The sequence below is a fragment of the Streptomyces spongiicola genome (assembly GCF_003122365.1).
Lineage (GTDB): Bacteria > Actinomycetota > Actinomycetes > Streptomycetales > Streptomycetaceae > Streptomyces > Streptomyces spongiicola.
The window spans coordinates 3,088,217-3,111,234 of sequence record NZ_CP029254.1; the positions used below are offsets into that span (position 1 = coordinate 3,088,217).

At 71.7% G+C, this 23,018-nt stretch carries 25 protein-coding genes; 11 read left to right on the plus strand and 14 right to left on the minus strand.

Annotated elements, in window-relative coordinates; all coding sequences use genetic code 11:
• The first annotated feature begins 100 nt into the window (after window positions 1-100).
• Entirely contained in the window at window positions 101-1,219 is a 1,119-nt protein-coding gene (gene serC, locus DDQ41_RS13455; RefSeq protein WP_109294721.1) for a phosphoserine transaminase, read from the plus strand.
• 715 nt (window positions 1,220-1,934) lie between these two features.
• A complete protein-coding gene (locus tag DDQ41_RS13460; protein ID WP_109294722.1) occupies window positions 1,935-2,588 on the plus strand; it encodes a DUF4360 domain-containing protein in 654 nt (217 codons plus the stop codon).
• Window positions 2,589-3,122: 534 nt separating this feature from the next.
• Here DDQ41_RS13460 and DDQ41_RS13465 read toward each other — a convergent pair.
• Complete coding sequence (locus DDQ41_RS13465) at window positions 3,123-3,989, minus strand: ABC transporter permease (protein WP_109294723.1); 867 nt, start codon at window positions 3,987-3,989, stop codon at window positions 3,123-3,125.
• The gene (locus DDQ41_RS13470) at window positions 3,989-4,954 is read right to left on the minus strand and encodes an ATP-binding cassette domain-containing protein (protein WP_109294724.1); all 966 of its coding nucleotides are present in this window, start codon (window positions 4,952-4,954) and stop codon (window positions 3,989-3,991) included. The genes DDQ41_RS13465 and DDQ41_RS13470 overlap by 1 nt, the downstream gene beginning before the upstream one ends.
• Before the next feature lie 164 nt (window positions 4,955-5,118).
• Here DDQ41_RS13470 and DDQ41_RS13475 point away from each other — a divergent pair, with 164 nt between their 5' ends.
• Complete coding sequence (locus DDQ41_RS13475) at window positions 5,119-5,979, plus strand: TetR/AcrR family transcriptional regulator (RefSeq protein ID WP_109294725.1); 861 nt, start codon at window positions 5,119-5,121, stop codon at window positions 5,977-5,979.
• A 139-nt stretch (window positions 5,980-6,118) separates the two neighbouring features.
• Here DDQ41_RS13475 and DDQ41_RS13480 read toward each other — a convergent pair whose 3' ends face one another.
• Window positions 6,119-7,111, minus strand: a complete 993-nt coding sequence (locus DDQ41_RS13480; RefSeq protein ID WP_109294726.1) for an esterase-like activity of phytase family protein — start codon at window positions 7,109-7,111, stop codon at window positions 6,119-6,121.
• 69 nt (window positions 7,112-7,180) lie between these two features.
• On the opposite strand from DDQ41_RS13480, the gene DDQ41_RS13485 reads away from it, so the two are divergent.
• The 4 genes from DDQ41_RS13485 to DDQ41_RS13500 all read left to right on the plus strand — a co-directional run bounded on the left by DDQ41_RS13485 (window position 7,181) and on the right by DDQ41_RS13500 (window position 10,378).
• Window positions 7,181-7,870 carry a GDSL-type esterase/lipase family protein gene (locus tag DDQ41_RS13485; protein WP_109294727.1) on the plus strand — a complete coding sequence of 230 codons (690 nt, stop codon included), beginning with the start codon at window positions 7,181-7,183 and terminating at the stop codon, window positions 7,868-7,870.
• A gap of 476 nt (window positions 7,871-8,346) precedes the next feature.
• On the plus strand, window positions 8,347-8,574 hold the full coding sequence (locus DDQ41_RS13490) for an antitoxin (RefSeq protein WP_109294728.1): 228 nt from the start codon (window positions 8,347-8,349) through the stop codon (window positions 8,572-8,574).
• Window positions 8,575-8,626: 52 nt separating this feature from the next.
• The gene (locus DDQ41_RS13495; RefSeq protein ID WP_109294729.1) at window positions 8,627-9,067 is read left to right on the plus strand and encodes a CBS domain-containing protein; all 441 of its coding nucleotides are present in this window, start codon (window positions 8,627-8,629) and stop codon (window positions 9,065-9,067) included.
• A 321-nt stretch (window positions 9,068-9,388) separates the two neighbouring features.
• Window positions 9,389-10,378: an aldo/keto reductase gene (locus DDQ41_RS13500; RefSeq protein WP_109294730.1), complete on the plus strand. Its 990-nt coding sequence runs from the start codon at window positions 9,389-9,391 to the stop codon at window positions 10,376-10,378.
• Window positions 10,379-11,066: 688 nt separating this feature from the next.
• Here the strand turns inward: DDQ41_RS13500 and thpR are convergent.
• From thpR to DDQ41_RS13520, 4 genes are all read right to left on the minus strand, one after another.
• Window positions 11,067-11,636, minus strand: coding sequence for an RNA 2',3'-cyclic phosphodiesterase (thpR, locus tag DDQ41_RS13505; protein ID WP_109294731.1), 570 nt, complete (start codon window positions 11,634-11,636; stop codon window positions 11,067-11,069).
• 251 nt (window positions 11,637-11,887) lie between these two features.
• On the minus strand, window positions 11,888-12,523 hold the full coding sequence (locus DDQ41_RS13510; RefSeq protein WP_109294732.1) for a choice-of-anchor C family protein: 636 nt from the start codon (window positions 12,521-12,523) through the stop codon (window positions 11,888-11,890).
• A gap of 584 nt (window positions 12,524-13,107) precedes the next feature.
• Entirely contained in the window at window positions 13,108-14,475 is a 1,368-nt protein-coding gene (locus DDQ41_RS13515; RefSeq protein WP_109294733.1) for an MFS transporter, read from the minus strand.
• 26 nt (window positions 14,476-14,501) lie between these two features.
• Window positions 14,502-14,939: a MarR family winged helix-turn-helix transcriptional regulator gene (locus tag DDQ41_RS13520; protein WP_017946059.1), complete on the minus strand. Its 438-nt coding sequence runs from the start codon at window positions 14,937-14,939 to the stop codon at window positions 14,502-14,504.
• 132 nt (window positions 14,940-15,071) lie between these two features.
• Here DDQ41_RS13520 and DDQ41_RS32425 point away from each other — a divergent pair, with 132 nt between their 5' ends.
• Window positions 15,072-15,392: a hypothetical protein gene (locus tag DDQ41_RS32425; RefSeq protein WP_245991461.1), complete on the plus strand. Its 321-nt coding sequence runs from the start codon at window positions 15,072-15,074 to the stop codon at window positions 15,390-15,392.
• Between the two features lie 84 nt (window positions 15,393-15,476).
• Here the strand turns inward: DDQ41_RS32425 and tgmC are convergent, their stop codons facing one another.
• From tgmC to DDQ41_RS13555, 6 genes are all read right to left on the minus strand, one after another.
• Window positions 15,477-16,664: an ATP-grasp peptide maturase system methyltransferase gene (gene tgmC, locus DDQ41_RS13530; RefSeq protein ID WP_109294734.1), complete on the minus strand. Its 1,188-nt coding sequence runs from the start codon at window positions 16,662-16,664 to the stop codon at window positions 15,477-15,479.
• Entirely contained in the window at window positions 16,651-17,619 is a 969-nt protein-coding gene (gene tgmB / locus DDQ41_RS13535) for an ATP-grasp ribosomal peptide maturase (RefSeq protein WP_109294735.1), read from the minus strand. Before tgmB ends, tgmC begins: the two co-directional genes overlap by 14 nt.
• On the minus strand, window positions 17,616-17,918 hold the full coding sequence (gene tgmA / locus DDQ41_RS13540; RefSeq protein ID WP_109294736.1) for a putative ATP-grasp-modified RiPP: 303 nt from the start codon (window positions 17,916-17,918) through the stop codon (window positions 17,616-17,618). Before tgmA ends, tgmB begins: the two co-directional genes overlap by 4 nt.
• 182 nt (window positions 17,919-18,100) lie before the next feature.
• Window positions 18,101-18,589: a hypothetical protein gene (locus DDQ41_RS13545; RefSeq protein WP_109294737.1), complete on the minus strand. Its 489-nt coding sequence runs from the start codon at window positions 18,587-18,589 to the stop codon at window positions 18,101-18,103.
• Window positions 18,589-18,864, minus strand: a complete 276-nt coding sequence (locus DDQ41_RS13550) for a DUF7848 domain-containing protein (RefSeq protein WP_109294738.1) — start codon at window positions 18,862-18,864, stop codon at window positions 18,589-18,591. The genes DDQ41_RS13545 and DDQ41_RS13550 overlap by 1 nt, the downstream gene beginning before the upstream one ends.
• On the minus strand, window positions 18,861-19,085 hold the full coding sequence (locus tag DDQ41_RS13555; RefSeq protein WP_109294739.1) for a hypothetical protein: 225 nt from the start codon (window positions 19,083-19,085) through the stop codon (window positions 18,861-18,863). Before DDQ41_RS13555 ends, DDQ41_RS13550 begins: the two co-directional genes overlap by 4 nt.
• A gap of 16 nt (window positions 19,086-19,101) precedes the next feature.
• On the opposite strand from DDQ41_RS13555, the gene DDQ41_RS13560 reads away from it, so the two are divergent.
• Both DDQ41_RS13560 and DDQ41_RS13565 read left to right on the plus strand, forming a co-directional pair.
• Window positions 19,102-20,049, plus strand: coding sequence for a helix-turn-helix domain-containing protein (locus tag DDQ41_RS13560; protein ID WP_373995499.1), 948 nt, complete (start codon window positions 19,102-19,104; stop codon window positions 20,047-20,049).
• On the plus strand, window positions 20,046-20,255 hold the full coding sequence (locus DDQ41_RS13565) for a DUF397 domain-containing protein (protein ID WP_109294741.1): 210 nt from the start codon (window positions 20,046-20,048) through the stop codon (window positions 20,253-20,255). Before DDQ41_RS13560 ends, DDQ41_RS13565 begins: the two co-directional genes overlap by 4 nt.
• Before the next feature lie 391 nt (window positions 20,256-20,646).
• Here DDQ41_RS13565 and DDQ41_RS13570 read toward each other — a convergent pair whose 3' ends face one another.
• A complete protein-coding gene (locus DDQ41_RS13570; protein ID WP_109294742.1) occupies window positions 20,647-22,113 on the minus strand; it encodes an NCS2 family permease in 1,467 nt (488 codons plus the stop codon).
• A 464-nt stretch (window positions 22,114-22,577) separates the two neighbouring features.
• On the opposite strand from DDQ41_RS13570, the gene DDQ41_RS13575 reads away from it, so the two are divergent.
• On the plus strand, window positions 22,578-22,841 hold the full coding sequence (locus tag DDQ41_RS13575) for a DUF2530 domain-containing protein (RefSeq protein WP_109294743.1): 264 nt from the start codon (window positions 22,578-22,580) through the stop codon (window positions 22,839-22,841).
• The last annotated feature ends 177 nt before the right edge of the window (window positions 22,842-23,018 follow it).

A 23,018-nucleotide genomic window follows, 5' to 3' on the forward strand; every position in this document is an offset into this window, starting at 1 on the left:
CGCCGAGGTGGCGCCGAAAACCGTCCCGATCAGTGACCGCTTGTCTCATCCGCCGGACATCGGGCCCGGTGGCCTGGTGGAAGCGACTAGGCTCCGGCTCGTGGCCGATATCCAGATTCCCGCTGACATCAAGCCCGGCGACGGTCGTTTCGGCGCCGGACCCTCCAAGGTGCGCACGGAGGCGCTCGACGCCCTGGCCGCCACCGGCGCGTCCCTGCTCGGTACCTCCCACCGCCAGGCACCGGTCAAGAACCTGGTCGGCTCGGTGCGCGGGGGCATCCGCGAGTTGTTCTCCCTCCCCGAGGGCTACGAGGTGGTCCTGGGCAACGGCGGCTCGACCGCGTTCTGGGACATCGCGACCCACGGGATCATCGACGGCAAGTCGCAGCACCTGTCCTTCGGCGAGTTCTCGTCCAAGTTCGCCAAGGCGGCGAAGCTGGCGCCGTGGCTGGCCGAGCCGACCGTGATCTCCTCCGACCCCGGTACGCACCCGCAGCCGCGGGCCGAGGCCGGCGTCGACGTGTACGCCTTCACCCACAACGAGACCTCCACCGGTGTCGCCGCCCCGATCAGGCGCGTCGAAGGGGCCGACGAGGGCGCGCTCGTCCTCGTCGACGCCACCTCCGGTGCCGGGGGCCTGCCGGTCGACATCACCGAGACCGACGTCTACTACTTCGCGCCGCAGAAGTCGTTCGCCTCGGACGGCGGCCTGTGGATCGGGGTGTTCTCGCCCGCCGCGCTGGAGCGCGCGGCCCGGGTCCACGGCTCCGGCCGGCATGTGCCGGAGTTCTTCAGCCTGCCGACGGCGATCGACAACTCGCTGAAGAACCAGACGTACAACACCCCGGCGCTGGCGACCCTGTTCCTGCTCGACCAGCAGCTGAAGTGGTTCAACGGCCAGGGCGGGCTGGACTGGGCGGTCGGGCGGACCGCGGCCTCCGCGCGCAACCTGTACGGCTGGGCGGAGGAGTCGAAGTACGCCACTCCGTTCGTCGCGGACCCCGCGCAGCGCTCGCAGGTCATCGGCACGATCGACTTCTCGGACGACATCGACGCGGCGGCGGTCGCCAAGGTGCTGCGGGCCAACGGGATCGTGGACACCGAGCCGTACCGCAAGCTGGGCCGCAACCAGCTGCGGATCGCGATGTTCCCGGCGATCGACCCGGCTGACGTACAGGCGCTGACGGCCTGTGTGGACTACGTGATCGAGAAGCTCTGACCCGCGCGTCGTGCGCGCCGGTCCCCACGGGTCGCCAGCCGGCCTCCGCGACCCGTGCGCGCCGGCCCGACGGGTCGCTGGTCGGCCCGGCACGGGTCGCGAGTCGGCCCGGCACGGGTCGCGAGTCGGCCCGGCACGGGTCGCGAATCAGCCCGGCACGGGTCGCGAGTCGGCCCGGCACGGGTCGCGAATCAGCCCGGACGGGTCGCGAATCGGGCCCCGCGTGGCCACACAGCGGCCGAGGGGCGGCAGCGGCGGCGGCAGCGATGACCAAGGTCGCGGCGGTACACGTGCACCACGCCCCGACCGCGGAGGTACGGCGCACCCCGACCCCGCGGGTACGGCGCACCCCGACGCGCCTTCACCGCGCGTCGGGGTGACGGAGAAGCGGCACCAGGGGCCCGGCGGCCGTCCTCCGTCCCCTGGTTCGAAGCGCCCTCGACCGCGCTCGGATGCGGTCTCCGCCGTCCACCGTGTGCACACAAGGTGCTCGGCATGTGGGGGATGCGTGCAGCAGCCATGGAGGTACGGCCGATAACCGCCCTACTCGGCGGGTGGGTTGGCCCCTAGGATCCAAGCGTCGATGCGATTGACATGTCCACATCTCAACAGTCCAGCACTGTCGGGTGTGGACACGGGATCGGCTGGACCCCCCACGGTTCACGCCCCCGCAAGGCCACCGACCGACTCTCCTCCGACCACAGGAGTGCGCATCATGACCCGTGCCTTACGTGCCAGCGCCGCCCTCACCGCGGTCCTCGCCTCCACGCTCGTCGCCGGGAACGCCGGCAGCGCGAACGCGGCCATCGTCGCACCACCTGACAAGATAGTCATCGAGATCGCCACGGTGAACGGCTCGGGCTGCAAGCCCGGGACCGCGGCGGTAGCGGTCTCCCAGGACAACACCGCCTTCACCGTCACCTACAGCGACTACCTCGCCCAGGTCGGCGGAGGCGCCTCGCCCATCGACTTCCGCAAGAACTGCCAGCTGAACCTTATCGTCCACGTCCCGCAGGGATTCACCTACGCCGTCGCCAGCGCGGACTACCGCGGCTTCGCCAGCCTTCAGAACGGTGCCACGGCCGTGCAGAAGGCGTCCTACTACTTCCAGGGCTCCCCCGACACGGCAGCCAGGGAGCATCCCTACAGCGGCCCGTACAACGACAACTGGCAGGCCACCGACACGACCGAGTGGGGCCAGCTGGTCTGGGCGCCCTGCGGAGTGAAGCGGAACTTCAACATCAACACCGAACTCCGGGTGAGCGCGGGGACGTCCGACCCGTCCACGACGAGCTTCATGACGATGGACTCCACCGACGGCGAGATCAACACCATCTACCGGCTCGCCTGGAAGGAGTGCCCGGCGTAAACCGGAGCCCCGGCGCGACCAGGGCGGCCGGCACGACCGGCCCGCCCGGCGCCGGGGCACCACCCCGGCCGGTGCGGGCCGCGCCCGCGCCGGGCGACCGGTGTGACGAAGACCGCCCGGCGCCGGGCACGTTGGTCGCAGCCTGCGGGCCCGGCGCTCCTAGCCGTAGTGCCACAGGGCTCGCCGGGCCGATGGCGCGTGGCGCCGGTCGACTCCCTCGGACCGGCGCCACGCCGACCGGGTGGGCCCGCGCCCCCTCGCGGGCCCACCTCCGGGGCACACTCCACAGCAGACCGTGGGAGACCCGGCGCACCGGCGTCCCGCCCGAGCGGCCGGAAGCCGGTCGGTCGGCCGTCCGTCCGTCCGGCCCAACCGCCCGACGGCCACCGACGGCCACCGACCGCCACCAACGGCCCCAACAGGCTCGACGCCCCAACGCCCCAACAGGCTCGACCTCGACGACTCAGGGCCCGAACTTCCAGCGGACCAACCGCTCAACGGCTCAATCGCTCAACCGCTCAACCGCTCAACGGCTCAACGACTCAGCCGCTGGAACCTCCGCACCGCCAGCGGCAGGAACACGGCCGTGATGACCAGCGGCCACGCCACCGCCATCAGCACCGCGTGCTGTTCGACCCAGGTTCCTCCTCCGGCACCCGGGTTGCCGAACAGTTCCCGCGTCGCCTGGACCGTCGAGGAGACCGGGTTCCAGGCGGCGACCGGCGCCAGCCAGGCCGGCATGAGCGAGGGGGCGACGAACACACTGGAGATCATGGTGAGGGGGAAGACCACGGCGTAGAGGCCGCCGGCGGCCTCCTCGTTCGGCACCACGAGTCCGCACCAGACGCCCACCCAGATCAGACTGAACCGCAGCAGCAGGAGGAGCCCGAAGGCGGCCACCGTGTCCACGAGACCGCCGTCGGAACGCCAGCCGATCGCCAGGGCGGTCAGCGCGAGGATCGTCAACTCCGCCACGGCGACCGACAGATCGGCGAGGCCGCGGCCCGAGCAGACGGCGGACGGGGACATCGGCATCGAGCGGAAGCGGTCCGTGACGCCCCTCGCCGTGTCCGTGACGACGGCTGTGGCCGTGTTCATGAAGCCGAACGCCATAGTCGAGGCGAACATCCCCGGCATGAGGAACTCCCGGTAGTCCCCACCGCCCGGCACCCGCATGGCGCTGCCGAAGACGAACCCGTAGAGCAGTACGGACACCATCGGGAATCCCAGCCGCCACAGGATGAGCACGGGCAGGCGGCGGTAGTGGAGGAGGTCCCGGCGAACGACGTTCCAGCAGTCGGCCAGTACCCAGTACAGCCGCTCGTGCGGACGGTCCACCTGCGGCACGCCCAGGTCGACGGAGGATCTCACGGCCGCCCCGGCGATCGTTCCGGTCGCCATCACGCCACCTCCGCGCGGTGTCCGGTCAGGCGCAGGAACACGTCGTCGAGGCTCGGTCTGCGCAGCCCGATGTCCTCGACCCGGATGCGCTCGTCCCGCAGTGTGCGGGCGACTTCCGTGAGGGCGGTGACGCGGTCGCTGACGGGCGCGTGAACGCGCCGCCCGTCCTCGTCGGTCTCCGGCCCGGCTCCGGGGCCGGTGACCCGGGCGACGATCCCGGCGACCCGCCCCAGGTCCTCCGTCTCGGCGACGACGACCTCGATCCGGTCGCCGCCCACGCGGTTCTTCAGTCCTTCGGGGGTGTCGTCGGCGATGGCCCTGCCGCGGTCGATCACGGTGACCCGCGTGGCCAGCCGGTCGGCCTCGTCCAGGTACTGGGTCGTGAGCAGCACGGTCGTCCCCTCCGAGACCAGGGCGCGGACGGTGTCCCACACTTCGCCGCGCGCCCTGGGGTCGAGTCCGGTCGTCGGCTCGTCCAGGAACAGCACATCGGGGGCGAGGATCATCGAGGCCGCGAGGTCGAGCCTGCGCCGCATACCACCGCTGTACTCGGCGACGCCCTTGCCCCCGGCGTCCGACAGGCCGAAGTGCTCGAGCAGTTCGGCGGCGCGCAGCCGGGCCCGCCGTCCGCCGAGCCGGAAGAGCCGGCCGAAGAGTTCGAGGTTCTGCCGGCCGGTGAGCCCCTCGTCGAGGGCCGCGTACTGCCCGGCCAGGCCTATGCGCCGGCGCACGCCGTGAGGGTCGCGTGCCACGTCGAGGCCGGCGACGAGGGCACGGCCGCCTTCGAAGCGCAGCAGGGTCGCCAGGGCCCGCACCGCGGTGGTCTTGCCCGCGCCGTTCGGCCCGAGGAGCCCGTGGACCGTGCCGCGCGGGATGTGGAGGTCGAGCCCGTCGAGCGCGTTCGTGCCGCCATAGCGCTTGCGCAGGCCCTCGGCGCACACCGCCGGTCCGCCGCGATCGTTCATGCCGTCCGCCTTTCGGGGTCCGTGGATCCGGCGCCGCCTCGGGGCAGCCGGGAGGAGTCCGGTTCCGGGAGGGGCACCCAGAAACCGAGTACACCGTACCCTAATTCGAGTACGCCGTACCCAGTTTTTGTGGGCGGTGTCGCGCAACGGCTTAGGGTGAGCCCATGACGCGCAGTAGCCTCGACCTCCTCTGGGGGACCGGAGAGCGCCCCAGCCGCGGCCCCAAACCCGGTCTCTCCCTCGACCGGATCACCGGGGCGGCGGTCACGGTGGCCGACGCGGAGGGCCTGGAGGCCGTGTCCATGCGCCGGGTGGCCGCGGAACTCGGCGTCGGCACGATGTCGTTGTACCGGTATGTCCCCGGCAAGGCGGAACTGCTCGACCTGATGCTCGACAGGGTTCAGGCGGACTCACTCGACGCGGCACCGCCCCCCGCCGCCGACTGGCGCGACGCCGTCAGGGCCCTGGCCCACGGCCACCGGAACCAGCTCCACAGACACCCCTGGCTGCTCCGGGTCAACGAGGCCCGTTCAGCACTCGGCCCCAACACGCTCCGCGGTCTCGAGGTCTGCCTCTCCGGGCTGCGGGACATGGGCCTGACCGACCCCGAGAAGATCGCCGTGATCGTCACCGTCCAGAGCTTCGTCACCGGCACCGTGCGCACGGAGATCCAGGTCGGCGAGGCGGCCGTGGAGACCGGAGCGAGCCACGACGAGTTCTGGGAGCGACAGCGCCCCTACCTCGAGCGGGCCATGACCAGCGGGGAGTTCCCGCGTATGGCCGCCCTGTCCGAGGACGCGTTCGCGCCCGGTCTCGACTCCTTCGGCTTCGGGCTGGACCGGCTGCTCGAGGGCTTCGAGTCCCTGGTGGCGCGGCGTGCCCCGGAGAGAGCGCGTACCGCGGAAGCGGACGGCCGCGGTTCCTCCCCGGATGAGGCGAACACCCCCTCGCCTTCTGCGGGGTCCTCCTCCCCCGGACGAAGCAAGGGCTCCCGGCCGGCCGGGAGGAAGGGCCCCGGCGCATAGCGCCGCGCCCGCTCGGCACCCGGCCGGAACTCGGCCGGAACCAGCTGTTATCGGCTGGTATTAGCCAGCATCAGCCGGTAGCAGCTGGTGTCAGCCGGTAGCAGCCGGCGCCGACTGGTGCCGGCCGGGTACGGCGCGTTCAGCCGCGCCGCCGCCGGGACCTGAGCAGGAGGAAGGCCAGCACGGCGGCGAGGACGGCGCCCGCCGGCACCGCGAACCCCTGGTCGCCGTCGGCGCCCGCACCCCCGGCGGACGGGTCCGCATCCCCGGAGCGGGAGGGCGACGCCGCGTCCGGGCCCTCGCCGTCGCCGCGTCCCGCGTCCCGGCGTACGACCTCGCTCCGCTCGCCCTCCGTCCCGAACATCAGCGACGCGCCGTCCGGGGTGAAGGCCACCGACTCGGCCTGGCCCTGCAACGGCGCGCTGACGTGGCGGCCGGCACCCAGCCGCCCGTCGCGCCAGGCGTAGGCGCGGGCGCTGAAGTACGAGCGCAGCACCAGTTCCCCGCCGTCGGGCGAGAAGGCGCCGTCCGTCACCCACGGCACCTCGCCGATCCGCCGGAAGACGTTCGTGCCGCCCGTCACGAGCCGGGCCGGGCCCTCGTAGAGCCCCCCGCCTTCCTCGTTCTTGCTGGCGATGTAGACGCGGCCGGTCTTCGGATGCACCATCATCGCCTCGGCGTTGCGGGGACCGTCCGCGTACCTGACCGTGTACTGGGTGGCGTGGACGGTGACGTCCCGCAGCGTCCGCGGCTCGGGGAAGCGGTAGATCCAGACGTGGTCCCAGCTCCCGTTCAGGTTGTCGCCGATGTCACCGACGTAGACGTCGCCGTCGGGTCCGACCGAGATCGCCTCCATGTCCCGCGGCCGACCCACGCCCCTGAGCGTGACGGTGGCCACGGTCTCACCGGTCCGGGAGTCGACCGCGAAGACCCGGGGCTCGTCCTGGTCGTTGTGCGTCCAGTACACGCCGGGGTGGGCACGGCTGGCCGCGAGCCCGCTCGACTCCGTGATCCGCGGATCCTTGATGGTGAAACCGCCGGTGTCGTCGGCGACGGCGGGCGCGGCGGCCCCCAGGACCACCGCGGCGACGGCGACGGCGACGGCCGCCCGAGTCGTACGCAAGGAACGCATGCCCCCAAGTGTCCATCGTCACGTGACCGGCCGGGGTCACGCCCGGCGGAGGTCCGCCATCATTACCCCATGCGTTTCATGTTCGTCGGCGACTCCATGACCATCGGACGCGCCGGCGACTACACCTGGCGCTACCGGATGTGGCAGCACCTGAACCGTTCCTTCGGCGGCCCGTACGCGATAGTCGGCCCCCGCACCGAGCTGTACGACACCACCGCCGACGCGCCCGTCTCCACCGACTACGCCCGCCCGGACTTCCCGCCGAACGCCCGCCGCCACCTGGCGGGCTGGGGCGAGGGCTGGCTGCACATGGCGCCGCTGATCGGCCCGGCGGTGACCGCGGCCAGGGCCGACGTGCTCCTCGTGTCGCTGGGGCTGATCGACCTCGGCTTCTACGCGAACAGCACCCAGACCGACGCGAACGCCCGGCGGTTCATCGCCGCGGCCCGCGACGCCAATCCGCACGTGCGGGCCGTGCTGCTGCCGGTCGTCCCCAACATCCGCGCCCTGGCGGACGCCCCCTTCGCCGCCGAGTGCGACCGCTTCAACGAACTCCTCGCCAAGACGGTCGCGGACCTGGACACCGCCGCGTCGCCGCTGCTGCTGGCCTCGGCGCCGTACGCGTACGACATCCACACCGACACCTACGACGGCACCCACCCGGGCCCCACCGGGGAGCACAAGCTCGCGGCCGCCTTCGCCGAGGCGATGCACCAGGCCTGGGGGCTCGGCGGCCCGTACGAACGGGCGGCGGACTGAGGACACCGGCGCGGTCGAGGACCGGCGGTCGAGGGCCGAACGCCGACCACCGAGGCTGACGCCGACCACCGCCACCGACCACCGCCACCGACGGCCGGGGCGTGTTGAACCGGCGCGACACGCGGGCCGGGCCCGAGGGCCGCGCGGCGGCTCGTACCAGCCGGTGCCGGTGCCGGTGCCGGCCGGTGCAGGTACCGGCACCGCCGATGGGTGCAGGTACCGGTGCCCGTACCAGCCGGTGCCGGTACCGGCACCGCCGATCGCCCTGCGCCGGACCCGCCGACCACCCCGGGCAGCCGCTCCGTCACCGGGAGTCGCGCGACGGGTCCCCACCGCGCGGGCGACCGTCGGGCGGGAAGCCCCTGCCCGGTGTCCCGACCCGGCCGCCTGTGCCGCGGGCGCCGCCGCGCAGATGCGGTCCGCGCGGGAGAAGGCGACCCTGGAGGAGCGGGGGCGTACGGCAAGGAGGACTGCCCATGTCCATGATGGACAAGCTCAAGCAGATGCTGAAGGGCCACGAGCACCACGCCTCGAAGGGCGTCGACAAGGCCGGGGACGCGATCGACGACAGGACCCGGGGCAGGTACAGCGGACACGTCGACACCGCCCAGGACAGGCTCAAGGAGCAGTTGGGCGGCGACCACGGCGACCAGCCCGGTGGCCAGCCCGGTGGCCAGGAGCAGGACAAGCCGCCGCAGCCCTGACCAGGGCCGGCGGACCCGCCTGAAGGGGGAAAGGGGGGAACGGAAGGCAATCATGACCGGGGACAACAGGCTCACCGCCCGCGACATCATGACCGGCGGAGTGCAGTGCATCGGCGCGCACCGGTCACTGCGGGAGGCGGCGCGCATGATGCGCGACCTGGACGTCGGCGCCCTCCCCATCTGCGGCGACAACAACAGGCTCACGGGCCTGGTCACCGACCGCGACATCGTCGTCCGCTGCTGTGCTGAAGGGATAGACCCGGCGACCGTACAGGCCGGGTCCATGTCCGGTGAACTCCGCTGGACCGACGCGAGCGCCCCCGCCGAGGATGCGCTGCACCTGATGGAGAAGCACCGGATCAAACGGCTGCCGGTGATCGACGTAGCCCACGGGCACCGTCTCGTCGGCATGATCGCGGAGGCCGATCTCGCCGGGAACCTCTCGGACGACCAGATCGCGGAGTTCGTCTCCAAGGTGTACGCGAACGCCTGAGGAGTGGCCGGCCCCGTACGGTCAGGTCCCGCCGTTACCCCTGACCGCGGACCCTCCCGACCCCACGCCGCACCCGGCACGAGGCCGTACTGCCGCGGCGGTCGAACACCTGGCGCACCGGGGTGCCGCGCATGCCGTGGACCCCGGACCGGCCGGACCGCCCGGCGGAGGCGGTGTGGCCGACGAGCCTCGCGGAGTTGCTTGCGGAGCGGAGGCGGGCGGCGGCCCGGGCCGCCGCCCGGACCGAACCGTGTGCTGGTTCGCGCCCTGCGCCCGCCCCGCCTTGCGTGGAGTGGACTCGAAGGGGTTCGCTTGGGTTCCATGGAGTACACGCAGCTGGGACGTACCGGACTCAAGGTCAGCCGTATCGTGCTCGGCACGATGAACTTCGGTCCGCAGACGGACGAGGACACCAGCCACGGCCTCATGGACGCGGCACTCGACGCGGGTCTGAACTTCTTCGACACGGCCAACGTCTACGGGTGGGGCGAGAACAAGGGCCGCACCGAGGAGATCATCGGGAGCTGGTTCGCCAAGGGGGGCGAGCGCCGCGACAAGACGGTCCTCGCCACCAAGGTCTACGGCGGGATGGCCGGCGACGGCAAGCCCTGGCCCAACCACGACCGGCTCTCCGCGCTCAACATCAAGCGTGCCGTCGAGGCCTCGCTGAGGCGGCTGGGGACGGACTACATCGACCTCTACCAGTTCCACCACGTCGACCGCCGTACCCCGTTCGAGGAGATCTGGCAGGCGATCGACGTACTGATCAAGGAAGGGAAGGTCCTCTACGCGGGATCCTCCAACTTCCCCGGCTACAAGATCGCGCAGGCGAACGAGACCGCCGCACGCAGGGGCATGGTCGGGCTGGTCAGCGAGCAGTGCCTGTACAACCTGGCCGAGCGCCGCGCCGAGATGGAGGTCGTTCCGGCCGCACAGGAGTACGGCCTCGGCGTCATCCCGTGGTCCCCGCTGCACGGCGGGCTGCTCGGCGGCGTGATCAGGAAGGAGGCCGAGGGCAGGCGCCGCAGGGACGGCCGCAGCGCGAGCGCCCTGGAGAACACGAAGGTGCGCGAGCAGGTCCAGGCGTACGAGGACCTGCTCGACAAGCACGGCCTGGAGCCCGGCGAGGTGGCCCTGGCGTGGCTGCTGACCCGGCCCGGCGTCACCGGCCCGATCGTCGGCCCGCGCACGGCCGAGCAGCTGGACTCGGCGCTCCGCGCGGTGGAACTGGACCTCTCGGAGGAGCTGCTCGCGTCGCTGGACGAGACCTTCCCCGGCCCGGGCCCGTCACCGGAGGCCTTCGCCTGGTGATCGGGTAGCGATTCGGGCGATCGGCCGGCGATTCGGCGGGGCGCAGCCGCCGCCCTTTCCCAGGGGCGGCGGTCCGCGGGGTTCAGCGCCCGAGCGCGGCCGCCACGGCGACGACGGCGAACATCAGCACAAGCACACCGGCCATGATCCGGTTACGGGTCTTCGGGTCCACCCTTCGAGCGTAACGGGCAGGACCGGGCCCTCGGTGCCGGGGGCGCCCGTGAGGCGCCGTGCGGTCGCGTGCGAGGCCGCTCCGCGAGGGCGGCCCCGCGAGGGCGGCCGGGCATCCGGGGGGGCGGCCGGTTGGTGAGGCTTCCGCGAGGCACCGGGAAGCGGCCCCTCCCGTAGGCGCCCCGCCGCCCCGGCCCCCGCCGCACCGCCCGAGCCCACCGCATCGCCCGGCCCCCGCCGTTCCGCCCGAGCCTGCCGCGCCGAACCGAACCGCACCGCACCGCGCCGCCCGAACCCACCGCACCGCGCCGCGCCGCACCGCCCGAGCCCGCCGCACCGCACCCCGCCGTTCCGCCCGAGCCCGCCGCACCGCACCCCGCCGTTCCGCCCGAACCCACCGCACCGCGCCGTACCGCCCGAACCCACCGCACCGCGCCGTACCGCGCCGTACCGCCCGAACCCACCGCACCGCACCCCGCCGTTCCGCCCGAGCCCGCCGCACCGCACCGCGCCGGGCTCAGTCCGCCGCGCCCAGGGGCCAGGTGCCGGCCTCCTCGTAGCGCGGCCGCTCGCCCGGCCGTCCGCCGCCGGGCAGATTGCTGCGGATCAGCAGCAGCCGGTTCACGGTCCACGGCCGGCCCTCGAACGGAGCGAGGGCGTCGGCATAGGGGCGCAGGTCCGTGTCGGCTCGGCTGCGTGCGAGGGTCAGATGAGCGTGGTAGCGGCGGTGTTCCTCCATGGCGACGCCGGCCCGGCGTGCCGCCGCGTCCGCCCGCTCGGCGAGCATGCGCATCGCGTCGAGTCCGCCTGCCGCGCCCACCCAGAGCGTCCGCCGGCCGAAGTGCCCGCCGCCGTGCAGCCGCAACCGGAACCCCTCGCCGCGCCGTGCGGCCCGTCCGAGCCGTTCGTGCAGCTCGGGCAGCAGCGCCTCGTCGACCTCCCCCATGAACGCGAGGGTGAAGTGCCACCCCGGCCTCCCGGTCCAGCGCAGGCCCTCGGCCCCCGGCAGCCCGTGCAGGCGGTCCACGGCCCGGCCGAGTTCCCGCAGGACCTCTTCGGGCGGCACCACTGCGGCGAAGAGTCTCATGTGCCGAGTCTCGCAGCGCCGGGCCCCGGTGCTCACTGTGACCGCAAAGGTTCGCCGGGTCGGTGATCGTGGCGGTCGGAAGTGTGGCGGCGTCCCGTCCGACCGCTGGAGGCGTGGTGGCCGAGCCTGTCTGTGTGCGCAGACCGACCGACCGGGAAGGGCGGAAGCCACAGCGAGGAGGCATCCGCCGGGGCGGACGCCTCCTCGCTGCCGCGGCCTGAACGACCCGGCGAACCTACGCGGTCACAGCACTAGCCGCATGAACTGCCGACGCAGCAGGAGCAGCTCTTGACCTTGACGTCGTCGATGACGGGGCCGTAGGCCGTGGGCCCGGACGTGCTGGCGAACGTGAGCTTCGTGGAGGTGTTGTTGGCCACGAACGTGAACTGCCGTGTCACATAGCCCATGTTCGCGAACGTCTTGCCGGCGGTGTTGAAGGTGAAGCCCTGGAAGTTCTGTCCGTCGATGCGGACTTCGCCTGACTTCACGGTCGGCGGCCCCGCTGGGTTGCCGGCCAGCGAGTACGTCACGGTGTACTTCGTCCCGGGCTCCGTCGTGAACGTCTGGGACAACCTGCCCGCGGTGCCACCGTTGAGGTCTACCGACTGGTCGCCCTCCGCGGCCTGCCAGAAGCCGTCGTCGACGAGGTCGACGCTCCCGCTCTCCACCTGCCACAGACCCATCGTCTGACCTGCGACGAAGGTCGAGAAGGAGTTCGGCGGGACGGTGGGGGTTTCGAAGCTGCCGTTGGTGAAGGCGGTGGTGGCGGCCAGGGCTGCCACCGTGCGGGCCGAGTGGGCGCTGTGAGCGGGGGATGCCGCAGCGGTACCGACGCCTGCGAGCAGAGCGGCCGCGGCGAGTGCGGCGCAGAGACGCTTGGACAGCATGGGAGCCTTCCGATAAGGGGGCGAAATGGCTGGACGGACAGAAACTCCCACGGTCATCCGCATATGACACGGGCAGACACACAGGCATCCGGGTGAGTAGTCACCGGCCAACGAGCCGTGCAGGGGGTACGCGGCAGTCGCGGGAGCGTGCACGGTGATCCCGGTCTCCGCGGCGAGCACCGAGCCGGTGAACCCTCCCGGTCACGGCACTGGTGCCGCGTCAGGCAGGGTTTGCCCGTCAGCAGCGGCGCGGAGCGGCGTCCGGTGCGGCGTCCGGTGCGGTGCATCGCAGGGCGCCGGATCGGCCTCGCAGGGGGTCTGCCCGGTTGGTTCGGCGACGCGGCGAGTCGCCGTGCCGGGCGTCGCGACGGGGCGAACGTCGCCCGACGCGGCACCAGCCATCCGCCCCACCGACGCACCCCACACACAGACGACCGGTCGGCCGGTGTCTCCGCACAGGCGGGTGCAGGCGGGTGCAGGCAGGCGCAGGCAGGCACAGGCGCAGGCAGGCACAGGCGCAGGCGCAGGCGGGCGCAGGCGGGGCAGGAGCCGGGGCGCTGCCGGCCCGGCACCCGCGAGGGCCGCTACACCACCGCCGTCAGCCGCTCACGCGGAACCATTCGCACATGCCGATGACCGCGGCGGAGGTCCAGCTTCAGGCGCATACCTCCGGCCCGGAGCAGGATCAGGCCGATCACGACCGCCGCGATCACCGCCACCGCGCCGCCCGTCGCCATGCCGACCCGTACGCCGTAGTGGTCGGTGAGCCAGCCGACGACCGGCGCGCCCAGCGGCGTACCGCCGACGAAGACCATCATGTAGAGGCTCATGACCCGGCCCCGCATCGCCGGGTCCGTCGCCATCTGGACCGACGAGTTCGCCGTCACGTTCACCGTCAGGCCGACCATGCCGATGGCGACGAGCAGTGCCGCGAAGAGCCAGAAGGACGGTGCGAGGGCGGCGGCGATCTCCAGCACCCCGAGCAGCGCGGCCGCGCCGAGGAGCATCCGCAGCCGCGAGGAGCCGCGGCGGGCCGCGAGCAGGGCCCCGGCCAGGGATCCCGCCGCTATCAGCGTGTTGAGCAGCCCGTACGTACCCGCGCCTGCGTGGAAGACCTTGTCGGCGAAGGCCGTCAGCCAGATGGGGAAGTTGAAGGCGAAGGTGCCGACGAAGCCGACGAGCACGATCGGCCAGATCAGCTCGGGCCGGCCGGCGACGTACTTCAGGCCCTCCTTCAACTGCCCCTTGCCGCGCGGTACCGGCTCGGTCCGGTGCAGTTCTGCGGGGCGCATCAGCAGCAGCCCGATGATCGGCGCGAGGAACGACAGGCCGTTGAGCAGGAAGGCCCAGCCACTGCCCACGGCGGTGATCAGCACACCCGCGACCGCGGGCCCGACCAGCCGCGCGGACTGGAAGTTGGCGGAGTTCAGGCTGACGGCGTTGCGCAACTGCTCCGGCCCGACCATCTCGGAGACGAAGGACTGCCGGGTCGGGTTGTCGACGACCGTGACCATGCCGAGCAGGAAGGCGACCAGGTAGACATGCCACACCCGGACCTCGCCGGAGAGCGTGAGGACGGCGAGCGTGAGTCCGCAGAGGCCGAGCGCGCCCTGGCTGAAGAGCAGCAGCAGGCGCTTGGGGCAGCGGTCGGCGATGACCCCGCCGTACAGGCCGAAGAGCAGCATCGGCAGGAACTGCAGGGCCGTGGTGATGCCGACGGCGGCGGCCGAGCCGGTGAGGGTGAGGACGAGCCAGTCCTGGGTGATGCGGGCCATCCAGGTGCCCGTGTTGGAGACGATCGCTCCGGTGAAGAACAGCCGGTAGTTGCGGATCCCGAGCGAGGAGAACGTCCCCCGGCCCGCCGGCCCGTCTCCCGGGGCCGTGCCGCTCGTGTGGTCGTCGTCGTGGGGCTTCGGTGCGGGTGCGGAGTCTGCTCCGGGTCCCGGACTCAAGAGAGGTCGCCTCCTCGGGCTGGTCGTTACAGGTGCGCGAGCTTCTCCAGTACGGGGGCGGCCGCGCGCAGCTTGGCCCACTCCTCCTCGTCCAGGCCCTCGGCGAGCGTGGACAGCCAGGCGTTCCGCTTGCGGCGGGACTCCTCGAGCATGGCCTCGGCCCGCTCGGTCTGGCTGACCACCTTCTGCCGGCGGTCCTCGGGATGCGGCTCGAGCCGGACCAGTCCCTTGGACTCCAGCAGTGCCACGATGCGGGTCATCGACGGCGGCTGGACGTGCTCCTTGCGGGCCAGCTCACCCGGGGTGGCCGAGCCGCAGCGGGCCAGGGTGCCGAGCACCGACATCTCGGTGGGGCTCAGCGATTCGTCGACGCGCTGGTGCTTCAGGCGCCGGCCCAGCCTCATGACGGCCGAGCGCAGTGAGTTCACGGCGGCGACGTCGTCGCCGTGGGACAGGTCAGGCATAGTCCTTAGCTTAACTCATTACCCATCCTAATAACCACCGCGTTACAGCCCTGCCGAATGTCTCACCCAAACGAGTGAGAAGGCCTCGGAAAGTGACGCACCGATCGGTTCCGGCCAACGATGCTGGCCGACATGGCAACAACCGCAACGACCGTATCGAGCACATCGAGCGCATCGGCAGTGCTGAGCCTGCGGATGGACGGCGAACTGCTCGACCGGCTCCGGGAGCATGCCGCCAGACGCGGAACGAGCGTCCAGGACTATGTGGTCCGGACCCTTGTACGGAATGACTTCGACGAACGCTTCAAGGCGGCCGTCGACGAAACGGACGAGTTCTACGGCCAGGCATCGGACCGGCCGGGGCCGAGCGGGGACCCCGCCCGACCGGGGCGCGGTGCTGCCCCCGGGCGGGCAGCGGCAGCGAGCACAGGCACGCGCGGACGCCCGCGATAAGGTCGGCCACGTTTCGTCAGCTCCTTGCAGCGGCGGCGCAGGAGCGCGGGGCGTGCTGGCCGCCGAGACTCTTGTGAGGGGTGACTACGCAGGCAGGCGCCAGCTCGGGCCGTCGGGGGCGCCGAGCCAGACGTGTTGCGCGTCCGGGGTGACGGTGAGACCGAACTCGGTGGGGTCGGGGGAGCCGGCGGCGTGCCACGGGGCGAGTGCCTGCTCGACGGCGTCCCACAGCAGCACCGGGCCGCCCTGCCGTACGGTCCACCCCTCGCCGTCCGGGGTGAGGACGGCGAATGCGCCGTTGCCGGCGTCGAGCACGTACGTGTTCACCGTGCCGTCGTCGGTGGGCATGGAGAAGTAGCGGGCGTGCGGCAACGCGAGCTGAGCGACGAACCCGCTGTCGGGCGCGGTCAGAACCTCGGGGCCGTAACGGGTGTCGCGGTTGGTGCCTTCGTCCGGTGCCGGGAGCATTCCGAGGCTTTCCGGTGCGTCCTGCTGTCGAGCGATCATGAAACTCGGGTCCCTGGAAAGGAACCGGCCGTGCGCGGTGTGCCCGTCCTCGACGGTCAGTCGTACGAGGCCGAGAGACCGCATCCAGCCGCGGAGCGTTGCGACGATCAGCCCGCCGGGGCGGGTCTGCCGCACCCATGCCGCGGGGATGCTGCGCACGCCCATGGTGGCGATGGTGCGGTCGGCCGGCGGGCAGCCGGGGGCGCCGTTGAGTCCGTCGCCGATCAGCAGCCGGGGGCGGTAGCCGCAGCGGGCGAGGTTCGTGCGGGCGCGTGCACCGACGTGCGGGTCGGTCTCGACGGAGGTGACGCGGACGTCGCCGAGGTGGTGACAAGTGAGTGCGGTTGAGTAGCCGGTGCCCGTCCCGTACTCCGTCACCGTGTGGTCGTCCTCGACTCGCAGGTCTTCCAGCATTCGTACGACCAGTGAGGGAAGGGTCGAGGATGAGGTCGGGTGCGCGTTGCTGACGGGCTGCGGGTCGGCCCAGTCGATTTCGCGGCCGCCGAACTGCGTGATCAGCGTCTCGTCGGCGTAGGCCAGCCGTAGCCACTCGTCGAGGCCGACGAGTTCGGGCGTGATGGGCACCCACGTGGTGAGCCCCGGCGCGTCGGTCTCGGCGTAGAACCGGGGGACCAGCTCATGCCGGGGGACGGCCTCGACGGCGGCACGCCAGCCGGGCGAGTGGAGCCGGCCTGCGGCGGCGAGCTGGTCGGCGAGTTGCTGCCGCAGCCTGGCCGCGACACGGTCGACATCAGGTTCGGTCATGGGTACCTCGTTCCAGTAGGTCAGCGAGGGCCGCGGTCAGGGGCAGGCCGGTCGGCGGTTCCAACCATGCCCACTGTCCCGACGGGTTGCACTCGATGAACGTCCACTCGCCGGATGCGGACAGGGTGAAGTCGAACGCGCCGAAGACGAGACCGAAATGCACCAGGTACGAGCGGATCGCGCGCGCAACGGCCGGTGGCGTCGTGATCGGCGTGTAGGTGTGAGTGCTGTAGTCGGTGCGCCAGTCGAGCAGGTCGCAGTCGATGCGTACCGCGAATATCTGCTCGCCGATCACGGTCACGCGAACGTCGGCTGCCTTGTCCGTGCGCGCCTGGAACAGGTGCATGGTGCCGGAAACGCCTTCGTCGATCTCATCGGCGGTGACCTCGGCGACGGGCAGGGTCTGCGCCTTGCCGTCGACGAGGTAGAGCGGCACGGTCAGCGGTTTGAAGATGACCGGGCCCTGATCCTTGATGAAGGCGCGCGCGTCGTCGGGTCGGTTCGTGATGAGCGTGGGCGGCAGGGTGAAGCCGCACGCTGCCGCGGCGGCGAGGCCGGCGGGCTTGTACTCGGCGTCGCCGATGCGGTTGGGGTGGTTGACGTAGCGGCAGTCAGGCAGGGAGGCGAGTACGCCGCCGAGTCCGTAGCGGGCTTGCGCGACGGCGAAGCGGGCGTCCTGCGGGTCGAGGTGCGGGAAGGCGAACCCGGACGGGCGCCGGTAGTACAGCGCCCGTACGCCGCCAAGTTCGGCGACGCGGGTCGGGGTCGCCACGCTTCCGCCCCACCGTGCCGTGTCTCCGCCGATGTAGGCGGAGCACGACAGGGTTGCGGGGAAGTCTCCGGAGTCGAGCCGCACGACCGGGACACCCCGGCCGTGCAACTCGGCGATCACGAGATCCGCGGTCGGGTCGTCAAGGTTGGTGACGACCAGTACCGGACGGGGTTCGGTGGTCACTGGTCGGTGTCGTTCCCCGTGTCGCTGTCGGGCGAGTCGCTGTTGCGGTCACCTTGCCCAGTCGTGCCGGTGGGCGGGTTGGTGCCCGACGAGGTGCCGTGCCCCGGCGCCATCACGACCGTGCCCGCGGCGTCGAGGTAACGGGCGGTCTGTGTGCGGGCGTCCAGTTCGACGCGGGCGTACTGCGGGGCCTCGACCGCCGGGTACGGGGCCAGCCTGCGCAGTGCCCACGGCACGGGGGTCATGTGCCCTTGAGGCAAGGGGCTGCCGGTAGGGAATCGGTCTGCGTGGTTGAACATCGTGTGGCCCTTCTTCTGAGTGATCGGTCGGGTTGTGCGGTGCGAGACCCGCCCCGGTCGGTGCTCGACCTGTCCAAGGGCTGCGGGCGGATGGTCCGACCGGGGCGGGGTGGTGCCCGCGGCCTGCCGGGGGTGGTGCGGGAGAACCGTGAGCAGGTCGTCCCCGGCAGGGGGCGGAGTCTTCACAGGTAGATCTGCCGCTTGCAGTCCCGGCAGTACGTCTTGCCGCCGCGCGTCTCGGTCTGCCGGTGCTCACACGTCCGGGTCGCGGTCATCGCGCCACCCCGCCGGCAGTGCTGCGGCGTACGGGGCAGGTCCCCGGCGCGGTGCCCGGTGACGGCCGCCGGAACCGCCCCCGCGGGCAGGGCGCGCGGCGGGGGCACGTGGGCGGGAACGGCGAGGGTGGCGGACTGCACGGCGTGATCGCCGTACCCGTCCCGGCCGTGCGCCTGGAGGCGCACCATGTGGTCAAGCTCCGCGAGGCACGGACCACAGGCGTACACGTCCCCCGTCGCGCCGGGCGCGGCCACGGAACCGACCCACAGCACGGCAACGCCCTCACGGCGGCAGTACAGCCAACACGCCCCCGTCAGCCACGCGTTGCCGTCGCCGACCTGCGCGACCGGGGGCCACGCATCGCGCCACGGGCGCTCGACGGACGGGGCGAACATCACGTCGTACCCCCGCCCGCCGGCGTGAGTCCGGCCGGTTCCGCCGGGGGCCGCATCACCGCGTAGTCGCCGAAGTTCCGGCGGTAGCGACGGTGCCCCGTCTCCTGCGTGTGCTTGCGCTGCCACTCCTCGACCGGCCCCGGCCCGCTGTGCGTCCCGGACTCCGCGCCGCACTCGGCATCATCGCCGGACACACATCGCACCGCGTACTCGGGCTCTGCCGTCTGGTCCTGCTCGATCGTGAACGGGACGTACCGGAACACGCGCCGGATCACCGCGCCGCCCCCCTCTCGATGACGGCCGCCAGCTCAAGGGCCACGGGGGCGGAGCAGTCGCCGAGGGTCACCAGGGCGTATCCGGCGCCGTCGGCACGCAACGGGGGACGAACGTCCATCGCGGGAAGCTGGATACCCGCCCGTCGCAGGGCTGCGCCGAGGGCGTCGCGCGCATCCTCCGCTTCCCTGATCTTCCCTGCCGTCCGCCGCTCCGTCGCCATGCCGTCCACTCCGTACGTGTCGCTTGTCCGCGTGCTCTGCGTGATTGCCTGCTCACACCTTGGCCGCGAAGTGCGTACGCTCAACAGGTCTGGAGCCATTCCGACGGAAGCGGAATACCAGGGAGTTGAACAGGTGAGCGAGGAAGCCGACCAGGCACGAGAGCCCGCGAACGGTGCCGCGTACTTCGGGGAGGAGGTGAAGGCGTTACGGGAAGCGTTGGGACTGTCTCAAGAGAAGTTCGCCGACAGGCTCCACTACCAGCAAGCACAGGTCAGCAAGGTCGAGAACGGCACCGTGCTTGCCTCAGAAGCGTTCGCGGAAGCCATGGACCGAGTAGCCGGCACGCCAGGCACGTACGCCCGTCTACGCGCCAAGCTCAGCAAGCAGGGGCACCCGGAATGGTTCGTGCCGTACATCGCCCTTGAGGAGTCCTCAAGCGGGATCACGGACTACTCGTGCACCTTCCTCATGGGCCTGTTGCAGACTCCGGAGTACGCCGCCGCCGTCATCCGCGCCGCTTTCCCACGAGAAACAGAGGATCAGATCAAAGACCGTGTGGAGCTACGCATAAGGCGGCAGGCCGTCATAGAGCGTGACGAACCACCGCTCTTGTGGGTCGTGATCCACGAGGCCGTCTTGCGTACGTGCGTCGGTGGCCTATCCGTCATGATCGCGCAACTTGAACACTTGGCGGTGCAGATGGAATCACCGCACGTCACGGTTCAAGTGCTCCCGTACAAAGCGGGTGCCTCGCCCAGCCACTTGCCGTTTACCCTGCTCGCGTTGAACAGCGCACCCCACGCGGTCTACACCGAGACCCCCACCCATGGTGGTCAAGTGGACGACACGCCTAGCGTGGTAGCGAAAGCCGTCGGCATGTTCGACCGGCTTCGTATGGCGGCACTGTCCGAGGAAGAGTCGCTAGCCCTGGTTCGCAAGATCATGGAGGATCACGCCAAATGAGCGCCACCCCCGACCCTCAGCTCATACGCTGGGTCAAGAGCACCCGCAGCGGCGGCGAGGGACAGTGCATCCAATGGGCCCCCGACCACGCGCGCGCCACGGGAGAGTTCCTGGTCCGTGACAGCAAGGACCCGAACGGCCCGCACCTGACCCTGACCCGTGAGGGGTTCGCCGGTCTCGTGGAATTCGCCAAGCACCACGGGTGACCCGCGCCCCCATCGGTCCCGAGTAACCGGCCCTCGCCACATCGCGGGGGCCGGTGCCGTATCGACGCCGGGCGCGTGATCCGCGCGCTTGCCTGCCTCGGTCACCCGCCAGTGCCGAAGGGGTGACCAAGGAGGGGTAGCACAGACACAGCATGGTTGACCTGCGCGTTTCCGCCTGTCAGTACCGGCGGGTTGCAAGAGGGTTAGAGACCGTGAGACATCCGGCACCCGCTAGCCGGCGTGCGGCACCGAGCGCCGGAGGCGCTCCATGGGCCACGGACACCGGGCCAGGCGGCCGGGCGGCGCCGGATGCGTCCGGATGGGGTCCGGCCGCCGGCCTCGCCGCTCGCTCCGGGACCGCGCCACCGGGACCGCTGCCGGGGGCGGACCCTCAGGTGAGGCCCAGCGCCGGCATCGCGTAGGCGAAGACGAAGACCGCGGAGACCACGTACATCGGGACCGGCACCTCGCGGCCGCGGCCCGCCGCCAGCCGCAACACGCTGAAGGCGATGAAGCCGATGCCGATGCCGTTGGTGATCGAGTAGGTGAACGGCATCATCACCATCGCCAGGAACGCCGGAACGGCGATGGTGAAGTCGCTCCAGTCGATGTCCTTGATCGACCCCGCGAGGATCAGGAAGCCGACCGCGAGCAGCGCGGGCGTCGCCGCCTGGGACGGGACCATCGTCGCCAGCGGCGTCAGGAACAGCGCCGCCGCGAAGAGCCCGCCCGTGACGACCGACGCGAGGCCGGTGCGCGCGCCCTCGCCGACGCCCGCCGTGGACTCGACGAAACAGGTGTTGGCGGAGGAGGAGGTGGCGCCGCCGGCGGCGACGGCGACGCCGTCGACGATGAGCACCCGGTTGATGCCGGGGAACTCGCCCTTCTCGTCGAGAAGCTTCGCCTCGTCGCCGACGCCGAGGATGGTGCCCATCGCGTCGAAGAAGCACGACAGCAGCACGGTGAAGACGAACAGCGCACCGGTGAGCAGGCCGACCTTCCCGAACCCGCCGAACAGGCTGACCTGCCCGACGAGCCCGAAGTCCGGCGTGGCGACGGGGTTGCCCGGCCACTCCGGCACGGTCAGGCCCCACGCCCGGCCGGGGAGCTGGGCGATCAGCTGGATGACGACGGCCACCACCGTCATCGCGACGATGGAGAGCAGGATGGCACCGGGCACCTTGCGGATGATCAGCGCCAGCGTGAGCAGCGTACCGAGGACGAACACCAGGACGGGCCAGCCGGAGAGGTGGCCGGTGAGCCCGAGCTGGAGCGGGACGACGGTGTTGGCGGCGTCCGGGATGCGGGAGACGAAGCCGGAGTCGACGAGGCCGATCAGCATGATGAACAGGCCGATACCGATCGCGATGCCCTTGCGGAGGCCGAGGGGCACCGCGTTCATGACCCGTTCGCGCAGGCCCGTCGCCACCAGCAGCATGACGACGAAACCGGCGAGGACCACCATGCCCATGGCGTCGGGCCAGCTCATGCGCGGGGCGAGCTGGAGCGCGACGACGGTGTTCACGCCGAGCCCGGCCGCCAGGGCGATCGGGACGTTGCCGATGACGCCCATGAGGAGCGTCGAGAAGGCGGCGGTGAGCACGGTGGCGGTGACCAGCTGGCCGCCGTCGAGCTGGTTCCCGTACATGTCCTCGGCGCTGCCGAGGATGATCGGGTTCAGCACGACGATGTACGCCATGGCGAAGAAGGTGGCGAAGCCGCCGCGGACCTCACGGGCGATCGTGGAGCCGCGCTCGGAGATCCTGAAGTAGCGGTCGAGCCGGCCGGGGGCACGGGAGTCCGAGTCGGGCCGCTGCGGCTGCCGGACGTCATCGGGCGCGGTGGCCGTGGGGGGCATACGAGTCCTCGTCGAGATGGTGCGTGGCTCACTCCGACCGACCGGCCATCCGAAGCTTGGAGATTGCTACGAAGAAAACCGATCAGACACAAACCGCTTCAGTATGAACAGATAAGGCCAAGATCGGTATCTCCGCGCGTAGAACCGCGTAGAACCCCCTGGTAGAAGGGCCACCCCGACCCTTGGCGGCATCCCTGGGAACACCTCGGGAACTCCCCGCACCCTCCGTGAGGAGACAGCCCCACCGCCCCTCGGAACACCCCGGGGCACCCGGGAACACCCCGCCCCCCGGGGAACACCCCGGGAACACCCCGGGAACGACCGGGGAACGACTCGGGAACAGCCCAGGAAGATCCGATGACGCCCGGGAACGCGACCCGCGGGCCCCGGAACACCCCGGGGGGTCTCGGCGGCGCCCCGGGGACGCCGCCGAGACCCCCGGGGGTGCCGCCTAGACTGACCGCATGGCGAAGTGGACCCCCAAGCACGAGGCACCCGAGCCCCTGGAGGGGCCGGTCGTCGCCACGATCACCGGCGGCACGATCCTCTGGTTCGCCCTCTTCGTGGTCCAGGTCCCCTTCTACGGCTGGTTCGCCGATCGCGGGCTGGACTGGTGGGTGTGGACCTGCCTGGCCGGCGGCGGGCTGGGCCTCCTCGGCATCTGGTACGTACGCAAGCGCGACGCGGCCATCAGACGCGCCGAGGCCGCGTCCCACGGCTCCGGCTGACGCGGACCGCGGCTCCCGCGCGGCGACCGGGCCCGCACGGCCGGGCCCGCACGGCCGGGGCCGACGCGGCCGGGGCGGGCGTGGACCGCGGCTCCCGCGCCGGGGCAGGAGCCGGGAGGTACCCGCGCCCTGCGGAACCGGGGGGCCGGGGGGTGGAGCGGCCCGCCTCGCCGTAAC